General features: G+C 70.1%; 27 protein-coding genes and 1 riboswitch. Of the genes, 14 read left to right on the top strand and 13 right to left on the bottom strand.

All coding sequences use genetic code 11. The features are described 5' to 3' along the window. From PV734_RS16045 to PV734_RS16035, 3 genes are all read right to left on the bottom strand, one after another. Positions 1 to 1,290: an adenosylmethionine--8-amino-7-oxononanoate transaminase gene (locus PV734_RS16045; RefSeq protein ID WP_319289982.1), complete on the bottom strand. Its 1,290-nt coding sequence runs from the start codon at positions 1,288 to 1,290 to the stop codon at positions 1 to 3. Further along, positions 1,283 to 2,464 carry a biotin synthase BioB gene (gene bioB / locus PV734_RS16040; protein ID WP_319098358.1) on the bottom strand — a complete coding sequence of 394 codons (1,182 nt, stop codon included), beginning with the start codon at positions 2,462 to 2,464 and terminating at the stop codon, positions 1,283 to 1,285. The genes PV734_RS16045 and bioB overlap by 8 nt, the downstream gene beginning before the upstream one ends. 375 nt (positions 2,465 to 2,839) lie before the next feature. Then, positions 2,840 to 3,835 (bottom strand): helix-turn-helix transcriptional regulator, encoded by a 996-nt coding sequence (locus tag PV734_RS16035; RefSeq protein WP_319289980.1) that lies wholly within the window; start codon positions 3,833 to 3,835, stop codon positions 2,840 to 2,842. Between the two features lie 159 nt (positions 3,836 to 3,994). Between PV734_RS16035 and PV734_RS16030 the strand changes: the two genes are divergently transcribed. The 3 genes from PV734_RS16030 to PV734_RS16020 all read left to right on the top strand — a co-directional run bounded on the left by PV734_RS16030 (position 3,995) and on the right by PV734_RS16020 (position 5,915). After that, a complete protein-coding gene (locus tag PV734_RS16030) occupies positions 3,995 to 4,303 on the top strand; it encodes a hypothetical protein (protein ID WP_319289979.1) in 309 nt (102 codons plus the stop codon). A gap of 168 nt (positions 4,304 to 4,471) precedes the next feature. Next, a complete protein-coding gene (locus PV734_RS16025; RefSeq protein ID WP_319289977.1) occupies positions 4,472 to 4,672 on the top strand; it encodes a hypothetical protein in 201 nt (66 codons plus the stop codon). 55 nt (positions 4,673 to 4,727) lie between these two features. Next, positions 4,728 to 5,915, top strand: a complete 1,188-nt coding sequence (locus PV734_RS16020; RefSeq protein WP_319289975.1) for a tachylectin-related carbohydrate-binding protein — start codon at positions 4,728 to 4,730, stop codon at positions 5,913 to 5,915. A 209-nt stretch (positions 5,916 to 6,124) separates the two neighbouring features. Here the strand turns inward: PV734_RS16020 and PV734_RS16015 are convergent, their stop codons facing one another. The 3 genes from PV734_RS16015 to PV734_RS16005 all read right to left on the bottom strand — a co-directional run bounded on the left by PV734_RS16015 (position 6,125) and on the right by PV734_RS16005 (position 8,855). Further along, on the bottom strand, positions 6,125 to 7,414 hold the full coding sequence (locus PV734_RS16015; protein ID WP_319098352.1) for a tachylectin-related carbohydrate-binding protein: 1,290 nt from the start codon (positions 7,412 to 7,414) through the stop codon (positions 6,125 to 6,127). A gap of 236 nt (positions 7,415 to 7,650) precedes the next feature. Further along, positions 7,651 to 7,881, bottom strand: coding sequence for a hypothetical protein (locus PV734_RS16010; RefSeq protein WP_319098351.1), 231 nt, complete (start codon positions 7,879 to 7,881; stop codon positions 7,651 to 7,653). A gap of 341 nt (positions 7,882 to 8,222) precedes the next feature. Beyond that, the gene (locus tag PV734_RS16005) at positions 8,223 to 8,855 is read right to left on the bottom strand and encodes a glyoxalase (protein WP_319289974.1); all 633 of its coding nucleotides are present in this window, start codon (positions 8,853 to 8,855) and stop codon (positions 8,223 to 8,225) included. Between the two features lie 446 nt (positions 8,856 to 9,301). Between PV734_RS16005 and PV734_RS16000 the strand changes: the two genes are divergently transcribed. After that, entirely contained in the window at positions 9,302 to 10,429 is a 1,128-nt protein-coding gene (locus PV734_RS16000) for an 8-amino-7-oxononanoate synthase (protein ID WP_319289972.1), read from the top strand. Between the two features lie 78 nt (positions 10,430 to 10,507). Here PV734_RS16000 and PV734_RS15995 read toward each other — a convergent pair whose 3' ends face one another. Both PV734_RS15995 and PV734_RS15990 read right to left on the bottom strand, forming a co-directional pair. Beyond that, positions 10,508 to 10,732 carry a DUF397 domain-containing protein gene (locus PV734_RS15995; protein ID WP_319098348.1) on the bottom strand — a complete coding sequence of 75 codons (225 nt, stop codon included), beginning with the start codon at positions 10,730 to 10,732 and terminating at the stop codon, positions 10,508 to 10,510. 9 nt (positions 10,733 to 10,741) lie between these two features. Beyond that, positions 10,742 to 11,599 carry a helix-turn-helix transcriptional regulator gene (locus tag PV734_RS15990; RefSeq protein WP_319289970.1) on the bottom strand — a complete coding sequence of 286 codons (858 nt, stop codon included), beginning with the start codon at positions 11,597 to 11,599 and terminating at the stop codon, positions 10,742 to 10,744. A 212-nt stretch (positions 11,600 to 11,811) separates the two neighbouring features. Between PV734_RS15990 and PV734_RS15985 the strand changes: the two genes are divergently transcribed. Then, the gene (locus tag PV734_RS15985) at positions 11,812 to 12,273 is read left to right on the top strand and encodes an ATP-binding protein (RefSeq protein WP_319098346.1); all 462 of its coding nucleotides are present in this window, start codon (positions 11,812 to 11,814) and stop codon (positions 12,271 to 12,273) included. A 100-nt stretch (positions 12,274 to 12,373) separates the two neighbouring features. Here PV734_RS15985 and PV734_RS15980 read toward each other — a convergent pair whose 3' ends face one another. The 3 genes from PV734_RS15980 to PV734_RS15970 form a co-directional block, all read right to left on the bottom strand. Further along, on the bottom strand, positions 12,374 to 12,850 hold the full coding sequence (locus PV734_RS15980; protein ID WP_319098345.1) for a C40 family peptidase: 477 nt from the start codon (positions 12,848 to 12,850) through the stop codon (positions 12,374 to 12,376). 3 nt (positions 12,851 to 12,853) lie between these two features. Next, a riboswitch (cyclic di-AMP (ydaO/yuaA leader) is annotated at positions 12,854 to 13,033 on the bottom strand. 382 nt (positions 13,034 to 13,415) lie between these two features. Then, positions 13,416 to 13,724, bottom strand: coding sequence for a hypothetical protein (locus PV734_RS15975; RefSeq protein WP_105975329.1), 309 nt, complete (start codon positions 13,722 to 13,724; stop codon positions 13,416 to 13,418). A gap of 7 nt (positions 13,725 to 13,731) precedes the next feature. After that, positions 13,732 to 14,376 (bottom strand): ATP-dependent Clp protease proteolytic subunit, encoded by a 645-nt coding sequence (locus tag PV734_RS15970; protein ID WP_319098344.1) that lies wholly within the window; start codon positions 14,374 to 14,376, stop codon positions 13,732 to 13,734. A 200-nt stretch (positions 14,377 to 14,576) separates the two neighbouring features. Here PV734_RS15970 and PV734_RS15965 point away from each other — a divergent pair, with 200 nt between their 5' ends. Beyond that, positions 14,577 to 14,864 carry a type II toxin-antitoxin system Phd/YefM family antitoxin gene (locus PV734_RS15965; protein ID WP_319098343.1) on the top strand — a complete coding sequence of 96 codons (288 nt, stop codon included), beginning with the start codon at positions 14,577 to 14,579 and terminating at the stop codon, positions 14,862 to 14,864. 175 nt (positions 14,865 to 15,039) lie between these two features. On the opposite strand, the gene PV734_RS15960 is transcribed toward PV734_RS15965, so the two are convergent. Next, complete coding sequence (locus tag PV734_RS15960; RefSeq protein WP_319098342.1) at positions 15,040 to 16,050, bottom strand: ABC transporter permease; 1,011 nt, start codon at positions 16,048 to 16,050, stop codon at positions 15,040 to 15,042. Positions 16,051 to 16,187: 137 nt separating this feature from the next. On the opposite strand from PV734_RS15960, the gene PV734_RS15955 reads away from it, so the two are divergent. The 8 genes from PV734_RS15955 (at position 16,188) to PV734_RS15920 (ending at position 23,461) form a co-directional block, all read left to right on the top strand. Beyond that, positions 16,188 to 16,838: a TetR/AcrR family transcriptional regulator gene (locus PV734_RS15955; RefSeq protein WP_319098341.1), complete on the top strand. Its 651-nt coding sequence runs from the start codon at positions 16,188 to 16,190 to the stop codon at positions 16,836 to 16,838. 111 nt (positions 16,839 to 16,949) lie between these two features. Further along, positions 16,950 to 17,252 (top strand): urease subunit gamma, encoded by a 303-nt coding sequence (locus PV734_RS15950; protein WP_006374883.1) that lies wholly within the window; start codon positions 16,950 to 16,952, stop codon positions 17,250 to 17,252. 14 nt (positions 17,253 to 17,266) lie between these two features. After that, entirely contained in the window at positions 17,267 to 17,578 is a 312-nt protein-coding gene (locus tag PV734_RS15945) for an urease subunit beta (RefSeq protein ID WP_319098340.1), read from the top strand. After that, a complete protein-coding gene (locus PV734_RS15940) occupies positions 17,571 to 19,292 on the top strand; it encodes an urease subunit alpha (protein ID WP_319098339.1) in 1,722 nt (573 codons plus the stop codon). Before PV734_RS15945 ends, PV734_RS15940 begins: the two co-directional genes overlap by 8 nt. A gap of 27 nt (positions 19,293 to 19,319) precedes the next feature. Then, positions 19,320 to 19,994: an urease accessory protein UreF gene (locus PV734_RS15935; protein WP_319289968.1), complete on the top strand. Its 675-nt coding sequence runs from the start codon at positions 19,320 to 19,322 to the stop codon at positions 19,992 to 19,994. 267 nt (positions 19,995 to 20,261) lie between these two features. Beyond that, a complete protein-coding gene (gene ureG, locus PV734_RS15930; protein WP_319098337.1) occupies positions 20,262 to 20,942 on the top strand; it encodes an urease accessory protein UreG in 681 nt (226 codons plus the stop codon). Next, positions 20,939 to 21,736 (top strand): urease accessory protein UreD, encoded by a 798-nt coding sequence (locus tag PV734_RS15925; protein WP_319098390.1) that lies wholly within the window; start codon positions 20,939 to 20,941, stop codon positions 21,734 to 21,736. The genes ureG and PV734_RS15925 overlap by 4 nt, the downstream gene beginning before the upstream one ends. 129 nt (positions 21,737 to 21,865) lie before the next feature. Next, positions 21,866 to 23,461, top strand: coding sequence for an alpha/beta hydrolase (locus tag PV734_RS15920; protein ID WP_319289965.1), 1,596 nt, complete (start codon positions 21,866 to 21,868; stop codon positions 23,459 to 23,461). 107 nt (positions 23,462 to 23,568) lie between these two features. Here the strand turns inward: PV734_RS15920 and PV734_RS15915 are convergent, their stop codons facing one another. After that, positions 23,569 to 24,591, bottom strand: a complete 1,023-nt coding sequence (locus PV734_RS15915) for an NAD(P)-dependent oxidoreductase (protein WP_319098388.1) — start codon at positions 24,589 to 24,591, stop codon at positions 23,569 to 23,571. Positions 24,592 to 24,699 lie beyond the last annotated feature (108 nt).

Raw genomic sequence — 24,699 nt, 5'->3', positions numbered from 1 at the left:
TCATCCCCTCTCCGCCGCCGCGCACACCGCGCGTGTGATCCGGGCCAGGTCCGCGTCGCCGGTGACGTACGGCGGCATGGTGTAGACGAGATCGCGGAACGGCCGCAGCCACACGCCCTCGCGCACGGCCGCCGCCGTGGCCGCCGCCATGTCCACCTCGTGGTCGAGCTGGACCACCCCGATCGCGCCCAGCACGCGCACGTCCCGGACCCCGGGAAGTTCCGCCGCCCCCGCGAGCCCGTCCCGGAGTCCGGCCTCGATCCGCTTGACCTCCGCCTGCCAGTCCTGGTCGAGCAGCAGACCGATCGAGGCACAGGCCACGGCCGCCGCCAGGGGGTTGCCCATGAAGGTCGGGCCGTGGGCGAGCACCGGGACCTCGCCGCGCGAGATGCCGTCGGCCACCCGGGCCGTGCACAGCGTCGCCGCCATCGTCAGATAACCGCCGGTCAGCGCCTTGCCCACGCACATCACATCAGGGGTCACCGCCGCGTGCTCCGCCGCGAACAGTGTGCCTGTGCGCCCGAACCCGGTCGCGATCTCGTCGAACACCAGCAGTACGCCGTACGCGTCGCACGCCTCGCGCAGCACCCGCAGATAGGCGGGGGAGTGGAACCGCATCCCGCCCGCGCCCTGCACCACAGGTTCGACGATCACGGCGGCCAGTTCGTCGGCGTGCCGCTCGATCATCGAGCGCAGTTGGTCGGCGTACGACTCCTCGTACTCCGTGGGCGGCGCGTCCACGAAGACCTGGCGGGGCAGCACGCCCTGCCACAGCTCGTGCATGCCGCCCTCGGGGTCGCACACGGACATCGGCTGCCAGGTGTCGCCGTGGTAGCCGCCGCGCCAGGTCAGCAGGCGCTGCTTCGCCGGTCGGCCCACCGAACGCCAGTACTGCAGACACATCTTGACCGCGACCTCGACCGACACCGACCCCGAGTCGGCGAGGAAGACGTGCTCAAGTCCGTCCGGCGACAAGTCGACAAGGAGCTTCGCCAGCCGTACGGCGGGCTCGTGGGTGAGCCCGCCGAACATCACGTGGCTCATCCGCGACAGCTGCTCGCGCGCCGCCTCGTTGAGCACCGGGTGGTTGTAGCCGTGGATCGCCGACCACCAGGACGACATCCCGTCGACCAGCTCACCCGAACCGTCCGCGAGCCGCAGCCGAACCCCGCTCGCCGACTCCACGACGAGCGGTTCGACGCGGCCCGGCATCGGCCCGTACGGATGCCAGACGTGCCGCCGGTCCAGGTCGAGCAGCTGGGACAGAGGCAGATCAGCCAGGTCAGGCATTGGGCGCGAGGTCCGTTCCGGCACCTCGGCGGCGGACGGTGACCAGGTCCGTACGGGGTTCGGCGGCAGTCGGGGTGGCGGGCGCGGACGTACCGCAGACACCGCCGCCCTCGTGCGACCCGCACCCGCCGCCCGCGGATTCGTGGGATCCGCACCCGGCGCGCGCCGCCGCGCGGTGCTCGGGCAGCGTCACCTGGTCGGAGCCCTCGACCTCGAAACCGGCGTCGGCGATCATGTCGAGGTCGGCCTGGCCGGCCTGGCCCTCGGTGGTGAGGTAGTCGCCGAGGAAGATCGAGTTGGCGAGGTTCAGGGCGAGCGGCTGCATCGAGCGCAGATGGACCTCACGGCCGCCCGCGATCCGCACCTCCGCGTCCGGGCACACGAACCGGACCATCGCCAGGATGCGCAGACAGCGCTGCGGGGTGAGGTTCCACTCCTTGGCCAGGGGGGTGCCCTCGACCGGGATGAGGAAGTTGACCGGAACCGAGTCGGGGTCGAGGGCGCGGAGGGAGAAGACGACGTCGACGAGGTCCGTGTCGCTCTCGCCCATGCCCGCGATCAGGCCCGAGCAGGCGGACAGTCCGGCCGCGTGGGCCTTCTGGACGGTGTCGACCCGGTCCTCGTAGGTGTGGGTGGTGGTGATGTCGCCGTAGGTGGCCTCGGACGTGTTCAGGTTGTGGTTGTAGGCGTCGGCGCCCGCCTCACGCAGCCGCTCCGCCTGGCCGTCGGAGAGCAGTCCGAGGCAGGCGCACACCTCGACACCCTCGTTCTCGTCCTTGATCGCCTTGATCGTGCCGGCGACCCGGTCCACGTCCCGGTCCGTCGGGCCGCGCCCGGAAGCCACCAGGCAGACCCGCTTGGCGCCCCCGGCCAGTCCGGCCGCCGCCGCCTTCGAGGCCTCGTCCGGCTTGAGCCAGGTGTACTTCAGGATGCCGGTGGTGGAGCCGAGGCGCTGGGAGCAGTAGGAGCAGTCCTCGGGGCACAGACCGGACTTCAGGTTGACCAGATAGTTGAGCTTCACCCGCCGCCCGAACCAGTGCCGGCGCACCTTCCCGGCCGCGGCCACCACATCGAGGAGATCGTCGTCGGAGGTCGCCAGTACGGCCAGCGCCTCTTCGCGGGTCGGCAGCTCGCGCCGCAGCCCCTTGTCCACCAGCGTCGTCAGCAGGTCCATGGGAGCCGATCCTGACGTATGGGGCGGGCTGAGGGAAAGGAGGGTTCGTACAAGAGAGGTGCTTCGACGTGTGGGGTATGTAACATGCCCACCCCGGTACGCAGGGTCAACAGAGAGCACGGATGACCGGGTCAGAGGCCCAAAGTCCGCATCTCGCCGCCGATTTGGTGAGAGACATGAGTGAGACGAAAGGGCCAGTGGATCAGTATGGAGGGTTCCTACAACACCCCGAAAGGGCTGTTCCCTCAAGAGCCGTGCGTGACTTGATGCGGGCTGTTCTGGAAGCTCTCGACATCCCCACCCAGCGGTCGGGGACCGCGAGGCGCACGACCGGATCTTGAGCGAACGCAGGTCAACGTGGATGGCCCGCGCGGGTTACGGGTGGGGCGGGAGCCAGTGCTGTTGGACGGCTCGTACGCCGGCCTCGAAGCGGCTGCGGGCGCCGAGGCGGTCCATGAGTTCGGAGGCTATGCGGCGGGCAGTGCGATGGGAGACTCCGAGGCGCTTGGCGATGGCCTCGTCGGTGTGGCCCTCGGCGAGCAGACGCAGGGCGGTGGACTGCTGGCCGGTGAGGCCGTGCGCGTCGGTGGGTACGAGCCAGCCGAGCGGCTGGGCGGATTCCCAGATGGTCTCGAAGAGCGCGCACAGTGCGGTGAGCGTGCCCTGTCCGGTCAGGAGCACCGCGCCGGCGGCGGTGTCGTCGCTGCTGACGGAGATCATGGCGATCCGCCGGTCCATGAGGATCATCCGGGTGGGAAGCGACGGCACCGTGCGGACCTGACCGCCCAGCCCGGCCAGCCAGTTGGCGTGCTCGACAGTGGGCCGGTTGGCGCGCACGCTGTCCAGGTAGATCGTGCGCATCCGCACCCCACGGCCGAGCAGATCCTCGTTGAGCGGCCGGGACGCGGCCATGTTCTCCGCGGTCTGCGGCCCGCCCGGCGCGAACGTCAGGAACTCCTCGCGCACCTCACGGGTGAGCACGGCCAGCCGGTCACGGATCTGATCGAGCCCCACCAACTGCTCCACGCCGGGGTGACTGGCGGCCGGCCTCAGCTCGGCGTACTCCGAGATGAGCTGGGCCGCGGCCGCCCGCGAGGCCTCCAGGCGCTGCTGCTGCGCCGCCAGCTGGGCCTGCTGCCGGGCCATCAGGATCTCCATGCCGATGTCCGGCGAGACCGCCCGCAGCCGCCCCGCGTCCCCGGCGGCGGGACGCGCCAGCGCCAGCTCGCTCAGGGTGTCGAGGGCGTCGCGCACCTGTTCCTCAGACAGCTCCACGGCGTCGCCGAGGTCCGCGACACCGGCGGCCGGATGTCTGAGCATGGCGCGGTACACCGTCTCCGCGACAGCGTCGAGCCCGAGTGCGGTCAGCACGTGTGTCCCCCCGTTTCTGCACACAACGACCCCTCCTCAGCGCCGATCTTCGCAGAACGGAGACGTTTCGTCACAGGGGCGGGCCGGAACGGGCCAGGGACACAACCGGCCACCCGTCAGGCGGACTTGGCGGCCGCAACCGTTGAGACGCTGGAGCGCATGTATCTCGTCCACGCGCACCTGGAACTCCCTCCCGGCAACCGTCTGCCGCCGGACGTCCGTGAGTTGGTGCGCGCGTCCCTCGTTCCCGGAGACCGCGTCGAGCACGTCTCCGTGCATCCCCGCTCCTCCTCCCGACTCACCCTGGGCCTCTACCTGCTGGCCGACGGGCTGGGAGAGGCCGAGGAACGGGCCGTCCGCCTCTGTGGCCGACTGCTGTGCGACGTGCCGCAGTTGGCGGGAGCGCGACTGACGGGGGCCGGGGTGCCGTTGTTACCTCTGGCGTTCGAGGCGCAGCCGGTGGACTGAAGCGGCCCGTGTGGACGTATCGGTCCAAGGCCCTTTCCGTCCACCGAGGAACCCTTCTCAAGGTCCCGGGCGGCGACGAACCTGGTGATCACCGGCCGGTAAGCGCGTCACCGCGGGACGCGACGGCGGGCCGGACCTCACCCCTCGTCCCGGAAGGAACGGACAGCCATGTCTCGCACCCGTGTCGCCAAGGCCGTCGCGGTCGTCTCCCTAGTGGTCACCGCGGCCCTCGCCACCCCGACCGTCACCTCGGCATACGGGACGGACGCCGCCGAGTCCTCCTCCGTCGTCACCGCGGACGCCGGCTGGCAGGCCGTCCCGGCCGACGCCGGCCGGCAGGCCGCCCTCACCGACGCCGGCTGGCAGTAGGCCGTCCGCGCCGCCACTGACTGCCCGACACCAACCGCCCCCGGGGGAACCAGAAGTGAAGACCATCCGCACCCACGGCCGCAGAGCAGCCGGTCTGCTGACCACCGCCGCACTGAGCACCGCCCTCCTCACGGTGACCGCTCCCACCGCCGACGCGGCCACCACCTGCTCGGGCGGCGTCAACATCTACGGTGTACTCGGCGACGGCAGGCTCACCTTCAGCCAGATCAACCCGGCCACCGGCGATCTCGCCAAGGTGCTCGTCGGACCGGACCTCGGCTTCGAGCCGCAGGCCATGGCGACCCTCAACTTCAACACCGTCCTGATGACCTCGACCAGCGGCGCTCTCTACCGCGTCGACATCAGGACCAACAACACCAGCCTCACTCTGCTGAACCCGCCGGTGAGAATCGCCGACAGCGGCTGGACCCACGACAAGCTGACCTACGACGGTCACGGCCACCTCTACGGCACCACCACCTCCGGCCTGCTGCTGCGCTACAACGTCACCGAGGACAAGCCGGCCGGCTCCCAGCACATCGGCGTACGCACCGAGATCGGCACCGGGTTCGTGCTGAAGACCCTCACCGCCACCGGCGACGACCGGCTCGGCGCCACCACCGAGGACGGGCGGCTGCTCGACTACACCGTCGCGGGCGCCGGTTCCTGGAAGAGCAACCCCCTGAAGTCCTCCGGCTGGTCGGGCTTCAACCAGCTCGTCTCCCCGGGCAGCGGGCTGTACTACGGACGGCTCTCCACCGGGGCCATGTACTGGTACAAGGACGCCAACCCGACCGACGGCTCCGGCACGGAGATCTCGTACCACCTTGACGACCCGGTCAACACCAGCGGCTGGACGCAGAAGCTGCTGTCCGCACAGCCCGGCACCTACACCTGCACGACCTCCGTGGACACCGTCGACCGCGGCAACATCACCGAGGTCAAGGCGGCCGGGCGGCAGCTGATGAACCAGAAGGACGCGGCCTGGGCCAACGCCTCCCAGTGGGCCTGCCTGGAGAACCTCTGGGACCACGAGAGCGGCTGGCGCTGGAACGCCACGAACCAGTCCTCCGGCGCGTACGGCGTCCCGCAGTCACTGCCTGCCTCCAAGATGGACTCCGCGGGCGACGACTGGCACGAGAATCCGCTGACCCAGATCAGGTGGGGTCTGAGCTACATCGACGGCCGCTACGGCTCTCCGTGCAACGCGTGGAACTTCTGGCAAGCGAACAACTGGTACTAGAACCGTAGTTGCGGGCTTACGGACACGGCACAAGGGCGGCGCCCCTCGGAGGAGGGAGTGCCGCCCTTCGTCGTGCGGGCGGACGTTCCGAGGGGGTGGACATCGTCTGCCCGTACGGCCGCTCCCGGCCCTTGGGCCGGGCATGCGCGCATGCCGAAAGTGCCCCGCCGGTGTCGGCGGGGCCTTCGGGGCGGGGCGGGGCCGGGGCGTCAGGCGATCTTGTTGTAGCGCAGGGCCACGTACGCCGAGGCCGGGTGGCTGTCGATGGTGCCGCTGTAGGCGTTCGCGGACCGGTAGTTCATGTCCGAGTCCGGGCTGCCCTCGGAGTAGTAGTAGAAGGTGCCGGCGTCCTGGTCCTTCCAGCCCGCGAAGAGGACCGCGTGCCCCTCGCTGCTGGAGTTCAGCGCGTCGCCGGGCCGGAGGTCGGCCTTGGAGATCTGCGCGGCGGCGTTGTCGAGGGTCTGCGTCGTCAGCGAGGAGGTGAAGTGCCAGGCCATGGAGACGAAGCCGGAGCAGTCGGTGCGGTAGGTGTCGTCGCCCTCGATGTCGGTGGCGTAAGCGCTCTGGCTGTACTGGATGTTGCGGTTGTACCAGTCCTTGGCCCGGGTCATGACCTCGCTGCGGTAGATCGTGCCGCCCTGCACGGAGTGCGGCGGGGCCGGGGGCACGTAGGCGCAGTTGTCCGCGTACGCCGACAGCAGGCTCTGCGTCCAGCCGGAGGCGTCCACCGGGTCGCTCGGGTGGTACGCGATGTCGGAGCCGTCCGCGTCGGTGGGGTCGGAGTCGTGGTACCAGTACATGCCGCCGTTGGTGCGGCCGTAGTAGAGGCCCCCGCCGGGGGAGGACAGCGAGTCGACCGCCGACCAGCCGCTCGACTTCAGCACCGCGCGGTCCCAGTCGTTCACGCCGTTGATCTTGTAGCTGAGCAGGCGTCCGTCCGAGGTGGAGGCGATGATGCGGTCGTCGCCCGCGGCGGCGAGCGTCTTGAGGACGAAGCCCGTGTCGATCACGACATGCTGGCCTATGTGGGCCGACCCGGAAGGTTTGTCCTGCGACACCAGGTACTGGTGAAGCTGCCCGTCGACCGTGCCGTAGAGGTGGCCGGCGCCGTCGTAGACCATCTTGTCGAAGGTCCAGCCGCCGTCCCAGATCTTGGTGACTCCGGCGAGCGCGAGGGCGGTGTTGTTGGTCTGGATGTCGACGCGGTAGAGGTCACCGGCCGTCGAAGTGACCAGCACCGTGTTGAAGTTGAGCGTCGCCATCGCCTTCGGTGTGAAACCGAGGTTCGGGCCGATGAGCGTCTTCACGCGGTCTCCGGTGTTCGGCTCGATCTGCGAGTACGTCAGCCGGCCGTCCGCCAGTGTGCCGTAGATCGACACGTTCCCGGTGCACGAGGCAACGGCCTGCGCGGCCTCGCCGGCGAAGGTGACCAGCCCCAGGGACATCGCCCCGACGGCCAGTGTGGCGGACGTACGGCGAATGACGTTGCTCAGCTTCATGGTCTCTCCTGCGGCACGGAAGTCGAGTGGGCGAACGCACGTCCCTGGCCCGGACAGCTGCCCTGCAGGTACAGCTGTGAGGGTTGTTCGCGGGTGTGGCGCCCGGTGTCAGGAACTACTTTCGCCGCAGGTCAGGGGTGCCGGAAGAGAGATCCGATGGCCGCAAACGTCCCTGGCCGGTTGCGTCCTGACGGGGCGTTCGCCCATGACAGCGTCCAGGCTGGGCGGCCTATGGGTCACTCAGTCCCGCGGACGAAGTCGGCGAGCCGGTCGGCGTCGTCCTCGCACAGCGGCCCGCCGTCCTGGCCGTCGAAGCAGCCGTCGGCGCGCAGCCGGTCTCGGCCGTGGGCGACCTTCACCTCGGTCACCTTCGACAGGTCCGCGCGGGGCCGGAACGGATCGTGCGGCTGTTCGGCGCCCTGGCGTTCTCGTGGACAGAGCCCACGTTTCGAAGGGATCGAAAGCATGGCGCTGCCCTTGCCGAATGCCTCGTCCGCTCAGGTGGGATCGGGTTTGGGTGTTGGTCGAGGCCGATCGAGTCGCCGGTATCGCGCGGTGCGGGTTGGCGCGGCCGGTGATCGGTCGTGCTGCTGAGACTGGCGTACCTGGGTGTGACGAACGCGTTCGTGATGCTGGGACTGCTGCCGATGAGCGAGCGGGAGAGAGATGTCGAGATCCTTGCTCTGTGCCACCGGATCGGCGTTGTGGAACGGCGGCTGAACGGGCAGCAGGTCCGGTTTCACGCGAGCGGCCGGGCGTTTAGGGGGCCTCCTCTGTCAGTGCCGTCCTGTAATCGGAGGTCATCGGGTCAGGCGGTGACGGTCAAGGGAGTAGTGGTTTCCCAGAGGAACCCGTCCGGGTCGCTGAACGGGGCGGCGTCGGTGGAGAGCACGAGGCGGTGCGATCCGGTGCCGACGGCGGGGACACCCGCGTCCTTGGCGAGGGCACGGCGCTTGTACAGAGCCAACTTGACGGGGCCCGGCCCGGTGGCGAACTCGACGTACTTGCCGCCGAAGCTCTTCCCCACGGTGAGGCCCTGTTCGATGTAGAACTGCTTGGTGGCCTTCACATCCTCGACGCCCAGCAGGAGCACGAGCTCGTCGAAGTCCCGGGTGACCGGGCCCGTGTCCTTCCTCGCCGATGTCGCGATCTTCCAGATCGTGCCGTCCGGGGACTGGATGACTCCGCCGTAGCCCCACAGCGACTTCGAGGTGGGCTTGAGGGCGGTGGCGCCGGCGTCGAGGGCGGCGCCGACAAGTGCGTTGACGTTGCCCGGCTGGGACACCACGAGCGACAGGGTGAAACCTCGGAAGCCGGTCGTGGGGGCTTCGGAGGCACGCAGGCGCACGTGCGACGAGCCCAGTCCGAATGCGGTGGAGTAGAAGTGGGCGGCGGCCGTGGTGTCGGCCACCTCAAGGGTGACGGAGTCGATGGAGTTCATGTCCTCGACGGTAGGGCGGCCGAGTCGCCGGTACTTCTCGAAAACTGCTCGGTCTGGCCCGCTGGGGTCCCGGGCCCGAGCGGCCTTCGGACCGCCGCCCCGCCTACCCGAGCCGTGGTCGGCGTTGAGCAGCCGGGCTGGTGCGGCGCGCTCGCGCCCCTGCCAGTTGGCGCCTTCCCCGTACCGAACAAGCACGGAGAGTTACCGATCGGGACGCTCAGGCCGGCGTCACGCGCTTTCGGCATCGTCCGCAGTGCTGTCAGGTCTTGAGCATTGCTCGACAGACTGTGAGAAACGATCTTCGGTCTAGGGCGTGATACAGCCTCTGACCTGGTCTTTTTCATTGCTTGATAAAACCCGCTGTGGGTATTGCCACATCCTGCGAGTCAGAGGGTCCGGCTAGGGTCTGTCCACTGCCTACAAACACGTAGCTGCCCGGAGGACTCATGGCGTTCGGCTGGATCGACGAGCAGGCCGAGGCGCGCTGCCGCGCCGGGCTCGTACGGACCCTGCGGCCCCGTCCCGCCGACTCCCCGCTCCTCGACCTCGCGAGCAACGACTATCTGGGCCTGGCCCGCCACCCCGAGGTCACCGAGGGCGCGGCCCGGGCCGCCCGGCGCTGGGGCGGCGGGGCCACCGGCTCTCGGCTCGTCACCGGCAGCACCGAACTGCACGCGGAACTCGAACGCGAACTGGCCGAATTCTGCGGCTTCGAGGCCGCCCTGGTCTTCTCCTCCGGCTATGCGGCCAACCTCGCCGCCGTCACCGCGCTCGCACCGCACGGCTCCCTCGTCGTCTCCGACGCGGGCAACCACGCCTCGCTGATCGACGGCTGCCGCCTCGCCCGAGGGACGACCCAGGTCGTCGGGCACGCCGACCCGGACGCCTTCCGCAAAGCGCTCGGCACCCACACCGGACCGGCCGTCGCCGTGTCCGACACGGTCTTCTCGGTCGACGGGGACGCCGCACCCCTGGCCGAACTCGCCGCCGTCTGCCGGGAGTTCGGCGCGGGAATCGTCGTCGACGACGCCCACGGGCTGGGAGTCCTGGGCGAGGGCGGGCAGGGGTCGGCGTTCGCGGCCGGGCTCGCGGGCGCGCCGGACGTCGTCGTGACGGTCACGCTGTCCAAGTCGCTCGGCAGCCAGGGGGGTGCGGTGCTGGGGTCCGCCCCGGTGATCGAACACCTGGTCAACGCGGCCCGGACGTTCATCTTCGACACCGGTCTCGCCCCCGCCGCGGCGGGCGCGGCCCTCGCGGCCCTCACCCTGCTGCGCCGCGAGCCCGAACGGGCCGCACGGGCGCGTGCGGTGGCGCGTGATCTGCACACCCGGCTGACGGCGGAGGGGCTGTCGGCGGTACGGCCGGACGCGGCCGTGGTCTCCGTGCGCGCACCGTCCCCGGAGGGGGCCGTGCGGTGGGCGGCCGACTGCCGGGCCGCGGGAGTGGGCGTGGGCTGCTTCCGCCCGCCGTCCGTGCCGGACGGGGTGTCCCGGCTGCGGCTGACCGCCCGCGCGGACCTGGCCGAGGAACAGATCGCGCGGGCGGTACAGGTGATCGGCGGGAACCGACCGTAGACACGTAGATCCACAGTGCCGTTGATCAGTGACACACGACCACGAGTCGGCGGACCGCGGCCGTGTGTCGTAGGGCGATCACCGGAACGCGGTGAGGAATCCCTGCCAGCTCTCGGGGGAGAAGAGCAGGACGGGCCCGGTGGCGTTCTTGGAGTCGCGTACGGCGAGCGGTCCGGCCGGGACATCGGTGTCCGGACGGGCCGTCTCCACACAGTTGTTCGCGCCCGTGCTGTAGCTGCTGCGCAGCCATCGCACACCGGGCGGTTCGACGACGGACGGGACGTTCCGAGGCGGTGCGGTCATGGTGCCTCCTCACACGCCGTGCTGCAGACCGGCGATGAAATCCAACGAGTCCTCGGGCGAAAGGGCGTGGATCTGAAGGGTGTTGAAGGCCTCGCTGTAGGCCCGGAGGTCTTCTTTCCGTTCGAGGTAGAGGCTACTCATCATCTGGTCGAGAACAACCACATCCAAGTCAGAAGTGCTCGGAAAGGAGAAGATAACGAAAGGGCCGGTGATACCGATGTACGCACCCGCGGTGAACGGCAGGATCTGCAGCCGCACTTGAGGCAGCTGGGCCGCTTCCAGAAGCCGCGCCAGCTGACGCGTCATCACCTCGGGACCTCCCACCTCGCGGCGCAGCACCGCCTCGTCGAGGACCGCGCTCAACGCCAGGGGCCGGTCCGAACGCAGCACGTCCTGCCGGGCCAGCCGCACCTCGACCAGGGCGTCGAGCCGCTTCTCCTCCAGGCCGTCCACGGCGGCCCGGGTCATCGCACGGGCGTACTCCCGGGTCTGCAGCAACCCCGGCACCACCGAGGTCTCCAGCGTGCGCATGGTGCCGGCCTGCGACTCCAGGCTGATGAAATCCCGGTAGGCGGGCGGCAGCACGCCGCGGTAGGCGTGCCACCAGTTGTGCCGGTCGCCGTCCTCGGTCCCCGCCAGCACGAGCAGCAACTCACGCGACTCGCCCTCGGGCACGGCGTACGCGTCCAGAAGTAACCGGACGTCCGCCGGTCTCACCCCGCTCGCGCCTGTCTCGATCCGGCTCACCTTCGACTGGTGCCAGCCCACCAGCCGGGCCGCCTGACCGCTCGTGAGCCCGGCCCTGGCACGCAGCGCGCGCAGTTCGGCACCCAGCTTTCGGCGGCGCACCGCGGGACCGTACTGCATGGGCCACCCCTTACTCCTGATGAGCCGCCCGAATACGTTCTGGGGTCGCAGAGTTCACCGCTTCGAGCGACAGATATATGCATATCTTGGTGGATCGCACCCCGTGACCGGTGCCGGAATGGCACTCTGGCGCGAAGCACCAGTCCGGGACCGTACTCGAACCAGCCGCTCCGTGTCGGGCCCCGGTCCTGTGGGAAAGGGACGACGTCGCCATGGCAGACCACCTGGAAGCATCCGTCACTCTGCCGAGCGATCCCGCCTCGGTCTCCGCCGCCCGCGCGTATGTCGCCAACGTGCTGGCGGAATGGGGCCTGGCGGGTGACTCCGAGGCCGCCGACACGATCCGCCTGATCATCTCGGAACTCGCCACGAACGCCGTACAGCACACCTTCGGGTTGTCACCCACCTTCACGGTGGACATCGCCCTCGATCGTGACGAACACCTGCGCATCGGGGTGACCGACAGCCACCCGCGCTTCCCCAAACGGCTGCCCGCCGCCGTGCAGCAGGACAACGGGCGCGGGATGGTCATCATTCGCTGGCTGACCGCCGAGTCGGGCGGCAGGCTGCGTGTCCGCCCCACTCGGGAGGGCGGCAAGACGGTGTCGATCGAACTTCCGTGGACGGTCCCGGCCAGGCCCCCGGTGACGGCGGTCGGGCAGCAGGAGCCTTGAATCCGCGCCGTCGGCGTGCGGGGTCTCGCCGGTGCGGCGGACCACCGAGAACGTCCGGCGCGGGCCGGCGGCTCAAGGCCGCCGGCCCGCCCCGGGGAGGTCAGCTGACCCGGCCGTACCAGACGCTCTTCGTCCAGATCTTCTGGAGCTTGACGACGTCCCCGGTCTTCGGGGAGTGCCAGATCTTTCCCTTCCCGGCGTAGATGCCCACGTGGTAGACGTTCGAGCCCGAGTGGAAGAAGACCAGGTCCCCGCCCCTGCGGCTCTTGGCGGAGATGTGCTTGGTCTTGTTGTACTGGGCCGCCGCCGTACGCGGCAGGGACTTGCCCGCCTTCTTGAACGAATACTGCGTCAGACCGGAGCAGTCGAACCTCTTCGGTCCCGCGGCGCCGTACTTGTACGCGGAGCCCTTCTTGGAAGCCGCGATCTGAAGTGCCTTCGTCGACGGAGCGACCGCCGCGGCGGCGTCGGTCGCGACACCGGGGATCACCAGGCTGCCGCCCACGGCGACAAGAGTGAGAGCCGAGGCCGTACCGGCCCGGGTCATCAGCGACGGGACACGATTGAGCGCAGACATGCGCAACCCTTCGTCAGCCGCCTGTGAAGGATGACCTGTCGGATTCGGGCTGGCGAAGTTGCCCGGCCGCTGACGCGGCTTCACCCCAAGGGCTGCTCGGTCCGGTCATGGCTTGACCGTTCCGGCGACCCGTCGTGCTTGGGTCCTCCACTCCTGCCGATGCACATCTGTCGACCGGTCATCCAGGCGGCGGCAGGACTCGGCGTCCGCCCGGATCGCCCCGCCGCTTGTGGCGGGGGCTTGTCGTCAGGAAGGGATCTTGGCTCATGGAAGTAGGAAAATCCCAATGGAACCGGGGCTTTGTGGTGTTACTCACCGCTGGCCCGTTCGGGTGGACACCCGTACTCCAGAAGGACTTTCGAGGGGGTCGCGCACCCTCGGACCAGGGGTTCAGCGGTCTCGATTCGGTTACGAACCATGCGTTTCGCGCAAGTCGTGCGGGCCGGACGGAGGATCCGTGACTACGCCGAACGGGGGATGCCATCCGGTCACTTCCCCAGCCGTTCCGGACACTCCGTCACCTCACGGGTGAGCCCGCCCGATGCGGTCCCGTGGGTACGGCACGTCAACCGGCGGGCTCGCGCGGAACGGTGACGCGCGCCGTGCGGCGCTCCCCGTCCAGGACGCGCAGCGCACGCGCCAGCGTGTGGGCGTGCACCTCGGCCTCGCCCCGCTGATGCATCAGCTCCAGCGCGTCGCGCAACGCCACCGCCTTGGCGACGAGCGCCTGCGCGGCCCGCAGCCCGCGGTAGGTGTCTCCGTGATACGCGGGATTGATACGGCCGAGCAGATCGGCCACTTCGAGGTAACGGTCGATCAACTCGCCCTCCGCGCGCGTCAGCGCGGGCAGCGGAGGAAGTTCGGGTGGAAGCATCGGCGGCTCACCTCGTACCGGGGGTGGGGTGCGACGACTTGCGGCTGGGCACGATCCGGTCCACCAGCCCGTATTCCAGAGCGGCCTGGGCGTCCATGATCTTGTCCCGCTCGATGTCCGCGGCGACCCGCTCCGGGCTCTGGCCGGTGTGCCGTACGAGCAGCTCTTCCAGCAGGTTACGGACCCTGCCCAATTCTTGGGCCTGAATGGAGAGATCGCTCACCTGGCCATGGACCGGCCCGGACAGCGAGGGCTGGTGGATCAGCACCCGGGCTCCCGGCAGAGCGCTGCGCTTGCCCGGCGTACCCGCGGCCAGCAGCACGGCCGCCGCGGAGGCCGCCTGCCCCAGACAGATCGTCTCCACGTCGCAGGTGACGAACCGCATCGTGTCGTAGATCGCCGTCATCGCGCTGAACGAGCCGCCGGGGGAGTTGATGTACAGGGAGATGTCCCGGTCGGGTGCCAGGTATTCGAGATGCATGAACTGGGCCATCACGTCGTTCGCCGAGGTGTCGTCGACCGGCGTCCCGAGAAAGACGATCCGCTCCTCCAGGAGCTTCGAGTACGGATCCAGCGTCCGGCTCCCGGAGCTGGTGCGTTCGGTGAACTCGGGCAGGACGTAACGGGCTGACGGTTCGTCGACGTCGTTCATGGCGTGCGCCTCCTCGATGGCTTCCGTAAAAAATGTACAGGACGTACAGAGCCTGGCGCGAGGTGGTGCGTGAGCTTTTCGGCCTGGGGTTCGCAAGCGCCCCCGAAGGGCGCGGGGAACTGCGCGACCGGGCCCAACGGCGCCGCAGTGAACCGGCAACCTTTCGCCGCCCCTCCAGCGGAGCGCTTACGCTGGAACACATGGCCTACGAGATTCCGGTGACGCAAGCCAGGGCTGAACTCGCCGACCTGATCAACAAGGTGGTGTACGGCGGTGAGCGCGTCGTCGTGACGCGGCACGGCAAGCCCCTCGTCGCCCTGGTCTCGGCGGCCGACCTGGAACGCCTCGACGAACTGGACGCGGCGGAGGAACAGGTCGTCGGCGCGGTCTCCAGCGCCGTCTCCAGCGTCAGGGAGGTCGCTGCCGCGCCCGTCGAACGGCAGCGGTTCGGCATCGCGGCGGAGCATCGGCGGCCGGGGGCGCGCTGAAGCGGGCTGTGCCGGGCGCGGCGCGAGAAGGACCGGGTGCCCCGCCGGAACGGCGGGGCACCCGGTCCTTCGCCTGGCATTGGCGCCCTGAGAGCTCGAAGATTCTGTGGTGGGGCGGGTGCGGGCGCGTTGTGGCTTGTCGCGCAGTTCCCCGCGCCCCTGGGTGGGTGGTCGGTCAGTTCGTGAGGGCCGGTTGCCGCTCGGCGGCGGTCGTGCCGGGCTCGCTCTTCCTGTCCTCCGTGCGGCGCTTGAGCGTGCTGCCCAGCAGCACGGCACCCAGGCCCAGGGCCGCCCACCAGGTCAGGGTCAGCGCGGGGCCCAGAGACGCCGCGCCGTCGAAGAACGACACCGAGCGGAGCAGCGAGGCGCTCGCACCCGGCGGCAGCCACTGGCCGATCGTGCCGACCGGGTCGGGCAGCAGCTGCGGGGCGCTGGACGCGGCGGAGAACGGGTTGCCGAGCAGGATGACGGTCAGGCCCCCGACGCCGATACCCGCGGTGCCCAGAAGTGCGGCCAGCCCGGCGACCGCGCCGCTCACGGCGAGCGTCGTCAGTCCCAGCACGCCGGCCTCGGCCCACCAGTCGCCGGTGAGGACGCCGAGCCAGCTGTGCGCGATCGCGGCGGCGACGACCCCGACCAGCGTGGCCGCGCCGACCAGCGCGCCGACCGCCCGTACCCCGCGCAGACCGAGCACCGTGACCACGGCCCCTGCGGCCACACCGGCGAGTGCCAGCGGCAGCACGCTCGCGCCGAAGGCGGCGCCCCGGAGGTCGTTCGCCGGGGCGGGAACGACATCGACGGTCCTGACCTGTGCGCCGGGTCCACCGGACCGAACCGCTTGTTCGGCCACCGCCTGCTGAAGCAGTTGGGCGACGACGGGGCTCGCGGCCGACGCGGTGAGCAGCTTCGGACCCTGGGCGGTGACGATCACGGCACCGTATACGGTCCGGTTCTCGACGGCGTCCCGGGCGGCGGCCTCGTCGGCGTAGCGATGGATCTCGAACGCGCCCTCGTGTGTGGACAGTTGCTGTTCCACCTGGGTGACGGCGGCGGCCGGGCCCGCCACGCCGAGCGGTAGGTCGCGGGGCGCGAGGCGGGCGGCGGGCCAGGCGAAGGCCCAGAGTGCCAGCGTGACAAGGAGGGGGACCAGGACGACTACGGCGATCATGTGGCGGCGGTGCCCCATGGCTGTTTTCCTCGCATCTCGACTCGGTGTTGCTCTGCCGGAACCAAAAAGAAGGAGCGTTCGTTTTAGGTGCGTCACCACCGTCCTGCCACTGGCCTGTCTTGTCAAGAAGGAATGTTCGTTTTAGTTTGTGGAGCATGGCCCGCGTATCCCAGGAACACCTCGACGCCCGACGTCGCCAGATCCTCGACGGGGCGGCGCTCTGCTTCGCCCGCAACGGCTTCCACGCCACGTCGATGCAGGACGTGCTCAAGGAGGTCGATCTCTCCGCCGGGGCCGTCTACCGCTACTTCAGTGGCAAGGAGGAGCTGATCGCCGCCATCGTCACCGAGGTGCTCCAGGAAGTCGAAGACGCCTTCGAGACAGCTGGGGAGCAGGACCCGCTGCCGCCGCTGGAGGTGATCGTGGGGGAGGTGATGGGCAAGATGCTCGGCCTGCGGCCGGGGCTGACGCGCGAAGGGGTGGTCATCTTCCCCCGGCTGATCGTCCAGGTGTGGGCCGAGACCCTGCGTGACGGAGAGCTGGCGAAGGTGCTCGATGAGGGCTACGCCAAGGTCCGGGTGCCGTGGGTGCGGCTGGTCGAGCGTTATCAGGAAGCCGGACTGATGCGTGCCGACGTACCGGCCGAGAGTGTCGCCCGGACCATGGTCGCTGCGGCCCAGGGCTTCGTCGCACAGATGGCCCTCTTCGGCGGCGCGTCGGTGGAAGTGTTCCAGGACGGTCTGCGCGGTCTGATGAGCTTGGGCGGGCCCGCTCGACGTGACCCGGGTGGATCACAGGCCGGTTAACGTCCTTGAAACTCCGGCCAACTAGCGTGCCCATCTCGCCACCAGCGGTTTTGGTGGCACCGGGCAACCGGACCCCGCACGGTCCGGAGCGAGGATGTGAGGTGGCAAGCCGTGCAACTGACCCCGCACGAGCAGGAGAGGCTGCTGATCCATGTGGCGGCGGACGTGGCCGAGAAGCGCCGGGCCCGTGGGCTCAGGCTGAACCATCCCGAGTCGGTCGCCCTGATCACCTCGCACATTCTCGAGGGGGCGCGTGACGGCCGTACGGTCGCCGAACTGATGTCCTCCGGGCGCACGCTGCTGACCAGGGACGACGTCATGGAGGGCATCCCCGAGATGATCCACGACGTCCAGGTCGAGGCGACCTTCCCGGACGGCACCAAGCTCGTCACCGTCCACGACCCGATCGTCTGAGGGGATTGGCTGCCGTGATTCCCGGAGAGATCCTGTTCGCCGACGGACCCGTTGTGTACAACGAGGGCCGCGAGGTCACGACGATGACCGTGCTGAACGCCGCCGACCGGCCTGTCCAGGTCGGCTCCCACTACCACTTCGCCGAGGCCAACCCCGGCCTGGAGTTCGACCGTGCGGCAGCGCACGGCAAGCGGCTCAACGTCGCCGCCGGCACCGCCGTGCGCTTCGAACCCGGCATCCCCGTCGACGTAGAACTTGTTCCGCTCGCCGGTGCGCGCATCGTGCCCGGACTGCGCGGGGAGACCGGAGGTGCCCTCGATGCCTGAGATCTCGCGTGCCGCGTACGCGGACCTGTTCGGCCCCACCACCGGCGACCGTATCCGGCTCGCCGACACCGACCTGCTGATCGAGATCGAGGAGGACCGCAGCGGCGGCCCCGGACTCGCCGGTGACGAGGCGGTCTTCGGCGGTGGCAAGGTCATCCGCGAATCCATGGGCCAGGCCCGCGCTACGCGCGCAGACGGCACCCCGGACACGGTCATCACGGGTGCGGTGATCGTCGACCACTGGGGCATCGTCAAGGCCGACATCGGCATCAGGGACGGCCGCGTCACCGGCATCGGCAAGGCGGGCAACCCCGACACGATGGACGGGATCCATCCCGACCTGGTCATCGGTCCCGAGACCGAGATCATCGCCGGGAACGGCCGGATCGTGACGGCCGGCGCCATCGACGCGCACGTCCATCTGATCTGCCCGCAGATCGCCGACGAGGCACTCGCGTCCGGCGTCACGACCCTCATCGGCGGTGGCACGGGCCCGGCCGAGGGTTCGAAGGCGACGACGGTGACCCCGGGCCCCTGGCACCTCGCCCGGATGCTGGAGGCGATGGAGCAGTACCCGCTCAACTTCGGCCTGCTCGGCAAGGGCAACACCGTCTCGCACGACGCGATGCTCTCCCAGATCCGCGGCGGCGCTCTCGGCCTGAAGATCCACGAGGACTGGGGCTCGACCCCGGCCGCCATCGACGCGGCCCTGACCGTCGCCGACCGGACGGGTATCCAGGTCGCCATCCACACGGACACCCTCAACGAGGCCGGCTTCGTGGCCGACACCCTCGCGGCCATCGCGGGCCGGGGCATCCACGCCTACCACACCGAGGGTGCGGGCGGCGGGCACGCGCCCGACATCATGTCCGTCGTCTCCGAGCCGCACGTCCTGCCGAGCTCGACCAATCCGACCCGGCCGTACACCGTCAACACCGCCGACGAACACCTCGACATGCTGATGGTCTGCCACCACCTGAACCCGACGGTGCCGGAGGACCTTGCGTTCGCCGAGTCACGTATCCGGCCGTCGACGATCGGGGCGGAGGACATCCTCCACGACCTGGGCGCCATTTCGATCATCTCGTCCGACGCGCAGGCGATGGGCCGGGTCGGCGAGGTCATCATGCGGACCTGGCAGACCGCCCATGTGATGAAGCGCCGCCGGGGCGCCCTGCCGGGCGACGGCGCCGCCGACAACCATCGAGTACGTCGCTATGTCGCCAAGTACACGATCAACCCGGCCCTCGCGCAGGGCCTCGCGCGGGAGATCGGCTCCGTGGAGACGGGCAAGCTCGCCGACCTGGTCCTCTGGGAGCCCGCCTTCTTCGGGGTCAAGCCGCATCTCGTCATCAAGGGCGGCCAGATCGCCTACGCGCAGATGGGCGACGCCAACGCCTCCATCCCGACTCCGCAGCCGATCCTGCCCCGGCCGATGTTCGGGGCGATCGGACGGGCGCCGGCGTCCAACTCGTTCAACTTCGTCGCCCAGCTGGCGATCGAGGACGGGCTGCCCGAGCGGCTTCAGCTCGGTAAGCGGTTCGTCGCGATCGAGTCGACCCGTGCGGTGACCAAGGCCGACATGCGGGAGAACGACGCGCGGCCGGACGTGAAGATCAACCCCGACAGCTTCGCCGTGCACATCGACGGGGAACTGGTCGAGGCCACTCCGGCCGCCGAACTGCCCATGGCCCAGCGGTACTTCCTCTTCTGATGAGCGGGTTCTGATGAGGGTTTTCCGATGAGCAGGGCAGCGCTGCTCGTTCTGGCCGACGGTCGCTTCCCCGCCGGAGGGCACGCGCACTCCGGCGGGGCCGAGGCCGCCGTCAAGTCCGGGCGGGTCACCGGCGCCGCGAGCCTGGAGGAGTTCTGCCGGGGCCGGCTGCACACGACGGGCCTCGTGTCGGCGGCCCTGGCCGCGGCCGCGGTGCTGGGCGTCGATCCCGTGGCACTCGACGGTGCGGCGGACGCGCGGACGCCGTCCCCGGCGTTGCGCGTGGCCGCGCGCAGACTGGGGCGGCAGCTGATGCGGGCGGCGCGGGCGACCTGGCCCTCGGTCGAACTCGACGCGCTGGCAAGGGAGTTCCCCAAGGGGGCGCATCAGCCGGTGGTGCTCGGGCTCACGGCTCGGGCGGCGGGGCTGGGGCCGGAGGACGCGGCGTACTGCTCCGTGTACGAGAGCGTCAGCGGGCCCGCGACGGCGGTGGTGCGACTGCTGAGCCTTGATCCGTTCGACGCGAGCGGGGTGCTGGCTCGGTTGGCGCCCGAGCTGGACCGCGTGGTGGATCGGGCGGTGGCGGCGGCGCAGGCGGTGGCCGGGGGAGAGCTGGACGCGTTGCCCGCGGCTTCCGCGCCGATGCTGGAGGTGAGCGCGGAGGCGCATGCGGGGTGGGCGATGCGGTTGTTCGCGTCGTAGGGGTTTCCTCGCCCCCGCCGCCCCTACCCGTCCCATCCTCGGGGGCGCTGCCCCCGAACCCCCGCTCCTCAAACGCCGGAGGGGCTGAAATACCCAGCCCGTCCGGCGTTTGAGGACGAGGCCCCTTCAGGGCCGAAGCGGGGGTCTGGGGGCGGCAGCCCACAGGGATGGGACGGGTAAGGGCGGCGGGGGCGAGGAACGCAAGGGTGATCAGTCGCCGTAGAAGCACAACAGCAGCAGCCGAGACCAGAACCGGAGTCGTATCTCATGCACCTCGACCACTCCCACCCCCAGGCCGGCGCAGCCGTGAGCGCGGACGCGCACCGGCCCGACGGCACCCGGCGCGCCCTGCGTATCGGACTCGGCGGGCCCGTCGGGTCCGGCAAGACCGCCACTGTCGCCGCCCTCTGCCGTGCGCTGCGCGCCGAACTGTCCCTCGCGGTCGTCACGAACGACATCTACACCCGCGAGGACGCCGAGTTCCTGCTGCGCGAGGCCGTGCTGCCGCCCGAGCGGATCACCGCGGTCGAGACCGGCGCCTGCCCGCACACCGCGATCCGTGACGACATCTCCGCCAACCTCGAAGCCGTCGAGGATCTGGAGGACGAGGTCGGGCCGCTCGACATCGTCCTCGTCGAGTCCGGCGGCGACAATCTCACCGCCACCTTCTCCAAGGGGCTCGTCGACGCGCAGATCTTCGTCATCGACGTCGCGGGCGGAGACGACATCCCGCGCAAGGGCGGTCCCGGCGTCACCACCGCCGACCTGCTCGTCGTCAACAAGACGGACCTCGCGCCGTACGTCGGTTCCGACCTCGGCCGGATGGCCACCGACGCGAAAGCGGCCCGCGGGGAGAGGCCCGTCGTCTTCCAGTCGCTGCGCGGCGAGGCCGGCGTCGACGACGTCGCCACCTGGGTACGGGCCCAGTTCGCGGCGTGGACGGCATGACCACCGGCGTACGCGCCACCGCTCGGATCGTCGCCCGGCCGGACGGGCGGGGCGGCACCGCCCTGCCGGTGCTCGACGGCGACGGCCCGCTGGCGCTGCGTCGAATCCGCGCGCACGGCGACGAGGCCCGCGTCATGCTGGTCGGCGCCATGAGCGGCCCGCTCGGCGGCGACCGCTTCACCGTCGAGGCGCGAGTGGAGGAGGGTGCCCGACTGCAGCTGGGGTCGGCCGCGGCCACCATCGCACTGCCGGGCCAGGCGAAGGGCGAGGCCCGTTACGACGTACGGATCGAAGTCGCCGACGGCAGTGAACTCCGCTGGCTGCCCGAGCAGTTGATCTGCGCCCAGGGCAGCGAGCTCAATGTGCGTACGAGAGTCGATCTCGCACCGGGCGCCCGGTGCGTGTTCCGCGAGGAGCAGGTGCTCGGACGCTTCGGTGAGGAGTCCGGGCGCCTCTCCAGCCGCCTCACGGTGCGGGTCGGGGGGCGGGCCGTCCTCGACCAGGAGCTGGCGTGCGGTCCCGGAGCGCCGGGCGGCTGGGACGGGCCCGCCGTACTGGCAGGACATCGCGCACTCGGCCAACTGGTCGTCGTACGGCCGGAGTTCGCGGAAACGCCGGTTGAGGCCCGGCTGCTGGGGGAGAGTGCCGCGCTCGTTCCGCTCGCCGGACCCGCCGCACTGGTGACCGCGGTCGCGTCGGACGCGCTGCGGTTGCGCCGGGTGCTGGACGAGGCGTTGGCGGCCCTGGAACCGCCGATCAGGGCAAATCCGCACACCGTACCGAATGTCCGCTGAGCGAAACCCTCTTCACCGTTTATCGGATTGGTAAAGAACGCCGCGCACCCCCTGTTCACAGGTCTCGCACAGCGGCGAGGATCGACCCCCGTCACCGACCGACAGCAACTACGTACGGGGAGGTCCCACTTGAGAGGCACCAGACTGACGAGACGAGCCGCCGCGCTCGGCTCCGCCGGAGCGCTCGTCACGACGACCCTGATAGCCGGCGCCGTCGCGGCGCCCTCGGCGAGCGCGGACGCCCGCCACGGCCAGGACCGTGAGACGCGCGGCGCGACGATCGCCGCCGCGCGAGCCGCGAAGGCTGGTATCGACTGGCAGGACTGCGCGGCCGACTGGGGCCTGGAGAAGCCGATCCAGTGCGGCTGGGTCACGGTGCCGCTCGACTACGCGAAGCCGTACGGCAAGCAGATCAAGCTCGCCGTCGACCGCATCGGCAACACGGGGACGAAGGAGGAGCGCCAGGGCGCGCTCATCTACAACCCGGGCGGACCGGGCGGCTCCGGACTGCGCTTCCCGCGCCGGGTCACGACGAAGAACCCGCTGTGGACCAACGTGTCGAAGGCGTACGACTTCGTGGGCTTCGACCCGCGCGGAGTCGGCCACTCGGCGCCCATCTCCTGCGTCGACCCGCAGGAGTTCGTGAAGGCGCCCAAGGCCGACCCGGTGCCGGACTCGGAGGCGGACAAGCGCGCCCAGCGCAAGCTGGCCCGCGAGTACGCCGAGGGCTGCTACGAGCGCAACGCCGAGATGCTCCCGTACATGACCACGCCGAACACCGTGCGCGACCTGGACGTCATCCGTGCCGCGCTGGGGGAGAAGAAGCTCAACTTCCTCGGTGTGTCGTACGGGACGTACATCGCGGCCGTCTACGGCACGCTCTACCCGGGGCACGTCCGCCGCATGATCGCCGACAGCGTGGTCAACCCGTCGCACGAGTCGATCTGGTACGGGGCCAATCTCGCCCAGGACATCGCCTTCGAGACGCGCTGGAACGACTGGCAGGACTGGGTCGCGAAGAACGACGCCGTCTTCCACCTCGGTACCACGCGGGCCCAGGTGCAGGCGAAGTGGCTGGAGCTGCGGGCCACCGCGAAGAAGAACCCCATCGGCGGGCTCGTCGGACCGGCCGAGCTGATCTCCTTCTTCCAGGGCGCCCCGTACTACGACTCGTCGTGGAGTCCGGTCGCCACCGTGTTCAGCAAGTACTTCGCGGGCGACACCAAGGCACTCGTCGACGCGGCGGCCCCCGACCTTGCGGACACCGCGGGCAATATGGCCTCCGAGAACCTCAACGCCGTCTACACGGCCGTCGTGTGCACCGACGCCAAGTGGCCCACCAGCTGGAAGAAGTGGGACCGCGACAACACCCGGCTGCACAAGGACTACCCGTTCCTGACCTGGGCCAACGCCTGGATGAACCTGCCGTGCGCGACCTGGCCGGTCAAGCAGCAGACCCCGGTGAACGTGAAGTCCGGCAAGGGCCTGCCGCCCGTGCTGATCGTGCAGTCCGAGCGTGACGCGGCCACCCCGTACGACGGCGGCGTCGAACTGCACAAGCGCTTCAAGGGCTCCCGGCTGATCACCGAGAAGGACGCGGGCTCCCACGGTGTCACCGGGCTCGCAAACCCGTGCATCAACGAGCGGGTCGACACCTACCTGCTCACCGGCAAGGTCGACGCGGCGGACGTGACCTGCGCCCCGCACGCCACACCGAAGCCGTAGCCGCAGCTGTAGTCCCGGCGCGACGGTCGTCCGTCGTACGAGGTGAGGGGTGAGGGGCGGCCGGAGACTTCCTTCTCTCCGGCCGCCCCTCGCCGTCACGTGGGCCGTCACACGAGCCAGGCGTCCTCCGCCGCGTAGTCGAAGAGGTCGCCGTACGTCTCGTACATCTTGGGATACGCCTCCCGCCAGTCCCGCCCGGCCAGCCGGCCCTCGATCCAGGCGACGGTCTCCGGCAGGCTGTCCGCGTACGTGACCACGGGCCGGTACCCCAACTCCCGTTCCGCGGCGGACATGTCGCACACCACCGGGACCGGGACCGACCACGGGGTGTCGCCCACGGTGGGCGCCGGGGGAGGACCGTCCACCAGCACGTTCTCCACCCCGGCCGCTCCCTCGACCCCCATGACGGCGTCGATCGCCCCGGCGATCTCCGCCACTGTCGGCGCCTCGGGATCGACGGCGTTCAGGGCCCGCGCACCCGGACGTGCGGCGGCCAGCCGGATCAGCTCGGCGATGTTGCGGACACTCGCCGGATGGAAACGGCTCGCGCCCCCGTAAGGAAGGACGCGCCGGCGCCGCCCGTCCAGGTTGCGCTTGACGAAGTACAGCTCGCGCGGGCTACGGCAGTACGGTCCGTGGATCGCGCCCGCCCGCAGCAGGGTGGTCGGCAACTGATCGCCGACATCCAGGAGTTCACGTTCGAGACCGGCCTTGCGGGTGCTGTACGAGCTCTCGCCCGGCCGTACCGTGCGCTGCTCCTCGGGGATGGGCACGGGGTACTCGGGGAAGCCGTCGGGCTCCGCCTGGGTGTCGAAGTTCCGGCCCTTGTCGTCCTCGTACACGGACACACTGGAGATCACCACGGCCGACCCGACCCGCCCGGCGAGACCGGCCAACTGCCGTGCGTGCTCGGGCCCGTAGGCCACCACGTCCACGAGGACGTCACACCCGTCGCCCACAACCACCCCGAGCGCCGCGTCGTCGGCCCGGTCGGCGGCCGTGACCCGCACCTCGTCCGGCCACTCCGTGTCCCGCCCACCGCCCCGCGAGACGGCGGTCACCTCCCACCCGTCCCGGGCGAGCGCCCCCACGGCCACCCGCCCGATCTGCCCGGTCGCCCCGATCACCACAGCTCGTCTCATGGAGCGACGGTAACCGCCAGGACCGACGGTTCGGGGAGGACTTAGCCAGGAGCAGAGCGGAGCCGAACCGAGCGCGGATCAGAGTCGGGCAGGGCT

The sequence above is a fragment of the Streptomyces sp. AK08-02 genome (assembly GCF_033795085.1).
Classification (GTDB): domain Bacteria; phylum Actinomycetota; class Actinomycetes; order Streptomycetales; family Streptomycetaceae; genus Streptomyces; species Streptomyces echiniscabiei.
This window is presented reverse-complemented; position numbering and strand designations above follow the sequence as displayed.

Bases quoted from the DNA above. Each gene is read 5' to 3' on its own strand.
- PV734_RS16045 (WP_319289982.1), bottom strand. From the start codon at position 1,290: ATGCCTGACCTGGCTGATCTGCCTCTGTCCCAGCTGCTCGACCTGGAC.
- bioB (WP_319098358.1), bottom strand. From the start codon at position 2,464: ATGGACCTGCTGACGACGCTGGTGGACAAGGGGCTGCGGCGCGAGCTG.
- PV734_RS16030 (WP_319289979.1), top strand. From the start codon at position 3,995: ATGTATCTCGTCCACGCGCACCTGGAACTCCCTCCCGGCAACCGTCTG.
- PV734_RS16025 (WP_319289977.1), top strand. From the start codon at position 4,472: ATGTCTCGCACCCGTGTCGCCAAGGCCGTCGCGGTCGTCTCCCTAGTG.
- PV734_RS16015 (WP_319098352.1), bottom strand. From the start codon at position 7,414: ATGAAGCTGAGCAACGTCATTCGCCGTACGTCCGCCACACTGGCCGTC.
- PV734_RS16010 (WP_319098351.1), bottom strand. From the start codon at position 7,881: ATGCTTTCGATCCCTTCGAAACGTGGGCTCTGTCCACGAGAACGCCAG.
- PV734_RS16005 (WP_319289974.1), bottom strand. From the start codon at position 8,855: ATGAACTCCATCGACTCCGTCACCCTTGAGGTGGCCGACACCACGGCC.
- PV734_RS16000 (WP_319289972.1), top strand. From the start codon at position 9,302: ATGGCGTTCGGCTGGATCGACGAGCAGGCCGAGGCGCGCTGCCGCGCC.
- PV734_RS15995 (WP_319098348.1), bottom strand. From the start codon at position 10,732: ATGACCGCACCGCCTCGGAACGTCCCGTCCGTCGTCGAACCGCCCGGT.
- PV734_RS15990 (WP_319289970.1), bottom strand. From the start codon at position 11,599: ATGCAGTACGGTCCCGCGGTGCGCCGCCGAAAGCTGGGTGCCGAACTG.
- PV734_RS15985 (WP_319098346.1), top strand. From the start codon at position 11,812: ATGGCAGACCACCTGGAAGCATCCGTCACTCTGCCGAGCGATCCCGCC.
- PV734_RS15980 (WP_319098345.1), bottom strand. From the start codon at position 12,850: ATGTCTGCGCTCAATCGTGTCCCGTCGCTGATGACCCGGGCCGGTACG.
- PV734_RS15975 (WP_105975329.1), bottom strand. From the start codon at position 13,724: ATGCTTCCACCCGAACTTCCTCCGCTGCCCGCGCTGACGCGCGCGGAG.
- PV734_RS15970 (WP_319098344.1), bottom strand. From the start codon at position 14,376: ATGAACGACGTCGACGAACCGTCAGCCCGTTACGTCCTGCCCGAGTTC.
- PV734_RS15965 (WP_319098343.1), top strand. From the start codon at position 14,577: ATGGCCTACGAGATTCCGGTGACGCAAGCCAGGGCTGAACTCGCCGAC.
- PV734_RS15960 (WP_319098342.1), bottom strand. From the start codon at position 16,050: ATGGGGCACCGCCGCCACATGATCGCCGTAGTCGTCCTGGTCCCCCTC.
- PV734_RS15955 (WP_319098341.1), top strand. From the start codon at position 16,188: ATGGCCCGCGTATCCCAGGAACACCTCGACGCCCGACGTCGCCAGATC.
- PV734_RS15940 (WP_319098339.1), top strand. From the start codon at position 17,571: ATGCCTGAGATCTCGCGTGCCGCGTACGCGGACCTGTTCGGCCCCACC.
- PV734_RS15935 (WP_319289968.1), top strand. From the start codon at position 19,320: ATGAGCAGGGCAGCGCTGCTCGTTCTGGCCGACGGTCGCTTCCCCGCC.
- ureG (WP_319098337.1), top strand. From the start codon at position 20,262: ATGCACCTCGACCACTCCCACCCCCAGGCCGGCGCAGCCGTGAGCGCG.
- PV734_RS15925 (WP_319098390.1), top strand. From the start codon at position 20,939: ATGACCACCGGCGTACGCGCCACCGCTCGGATCGTCGCCCGGCCGGAC.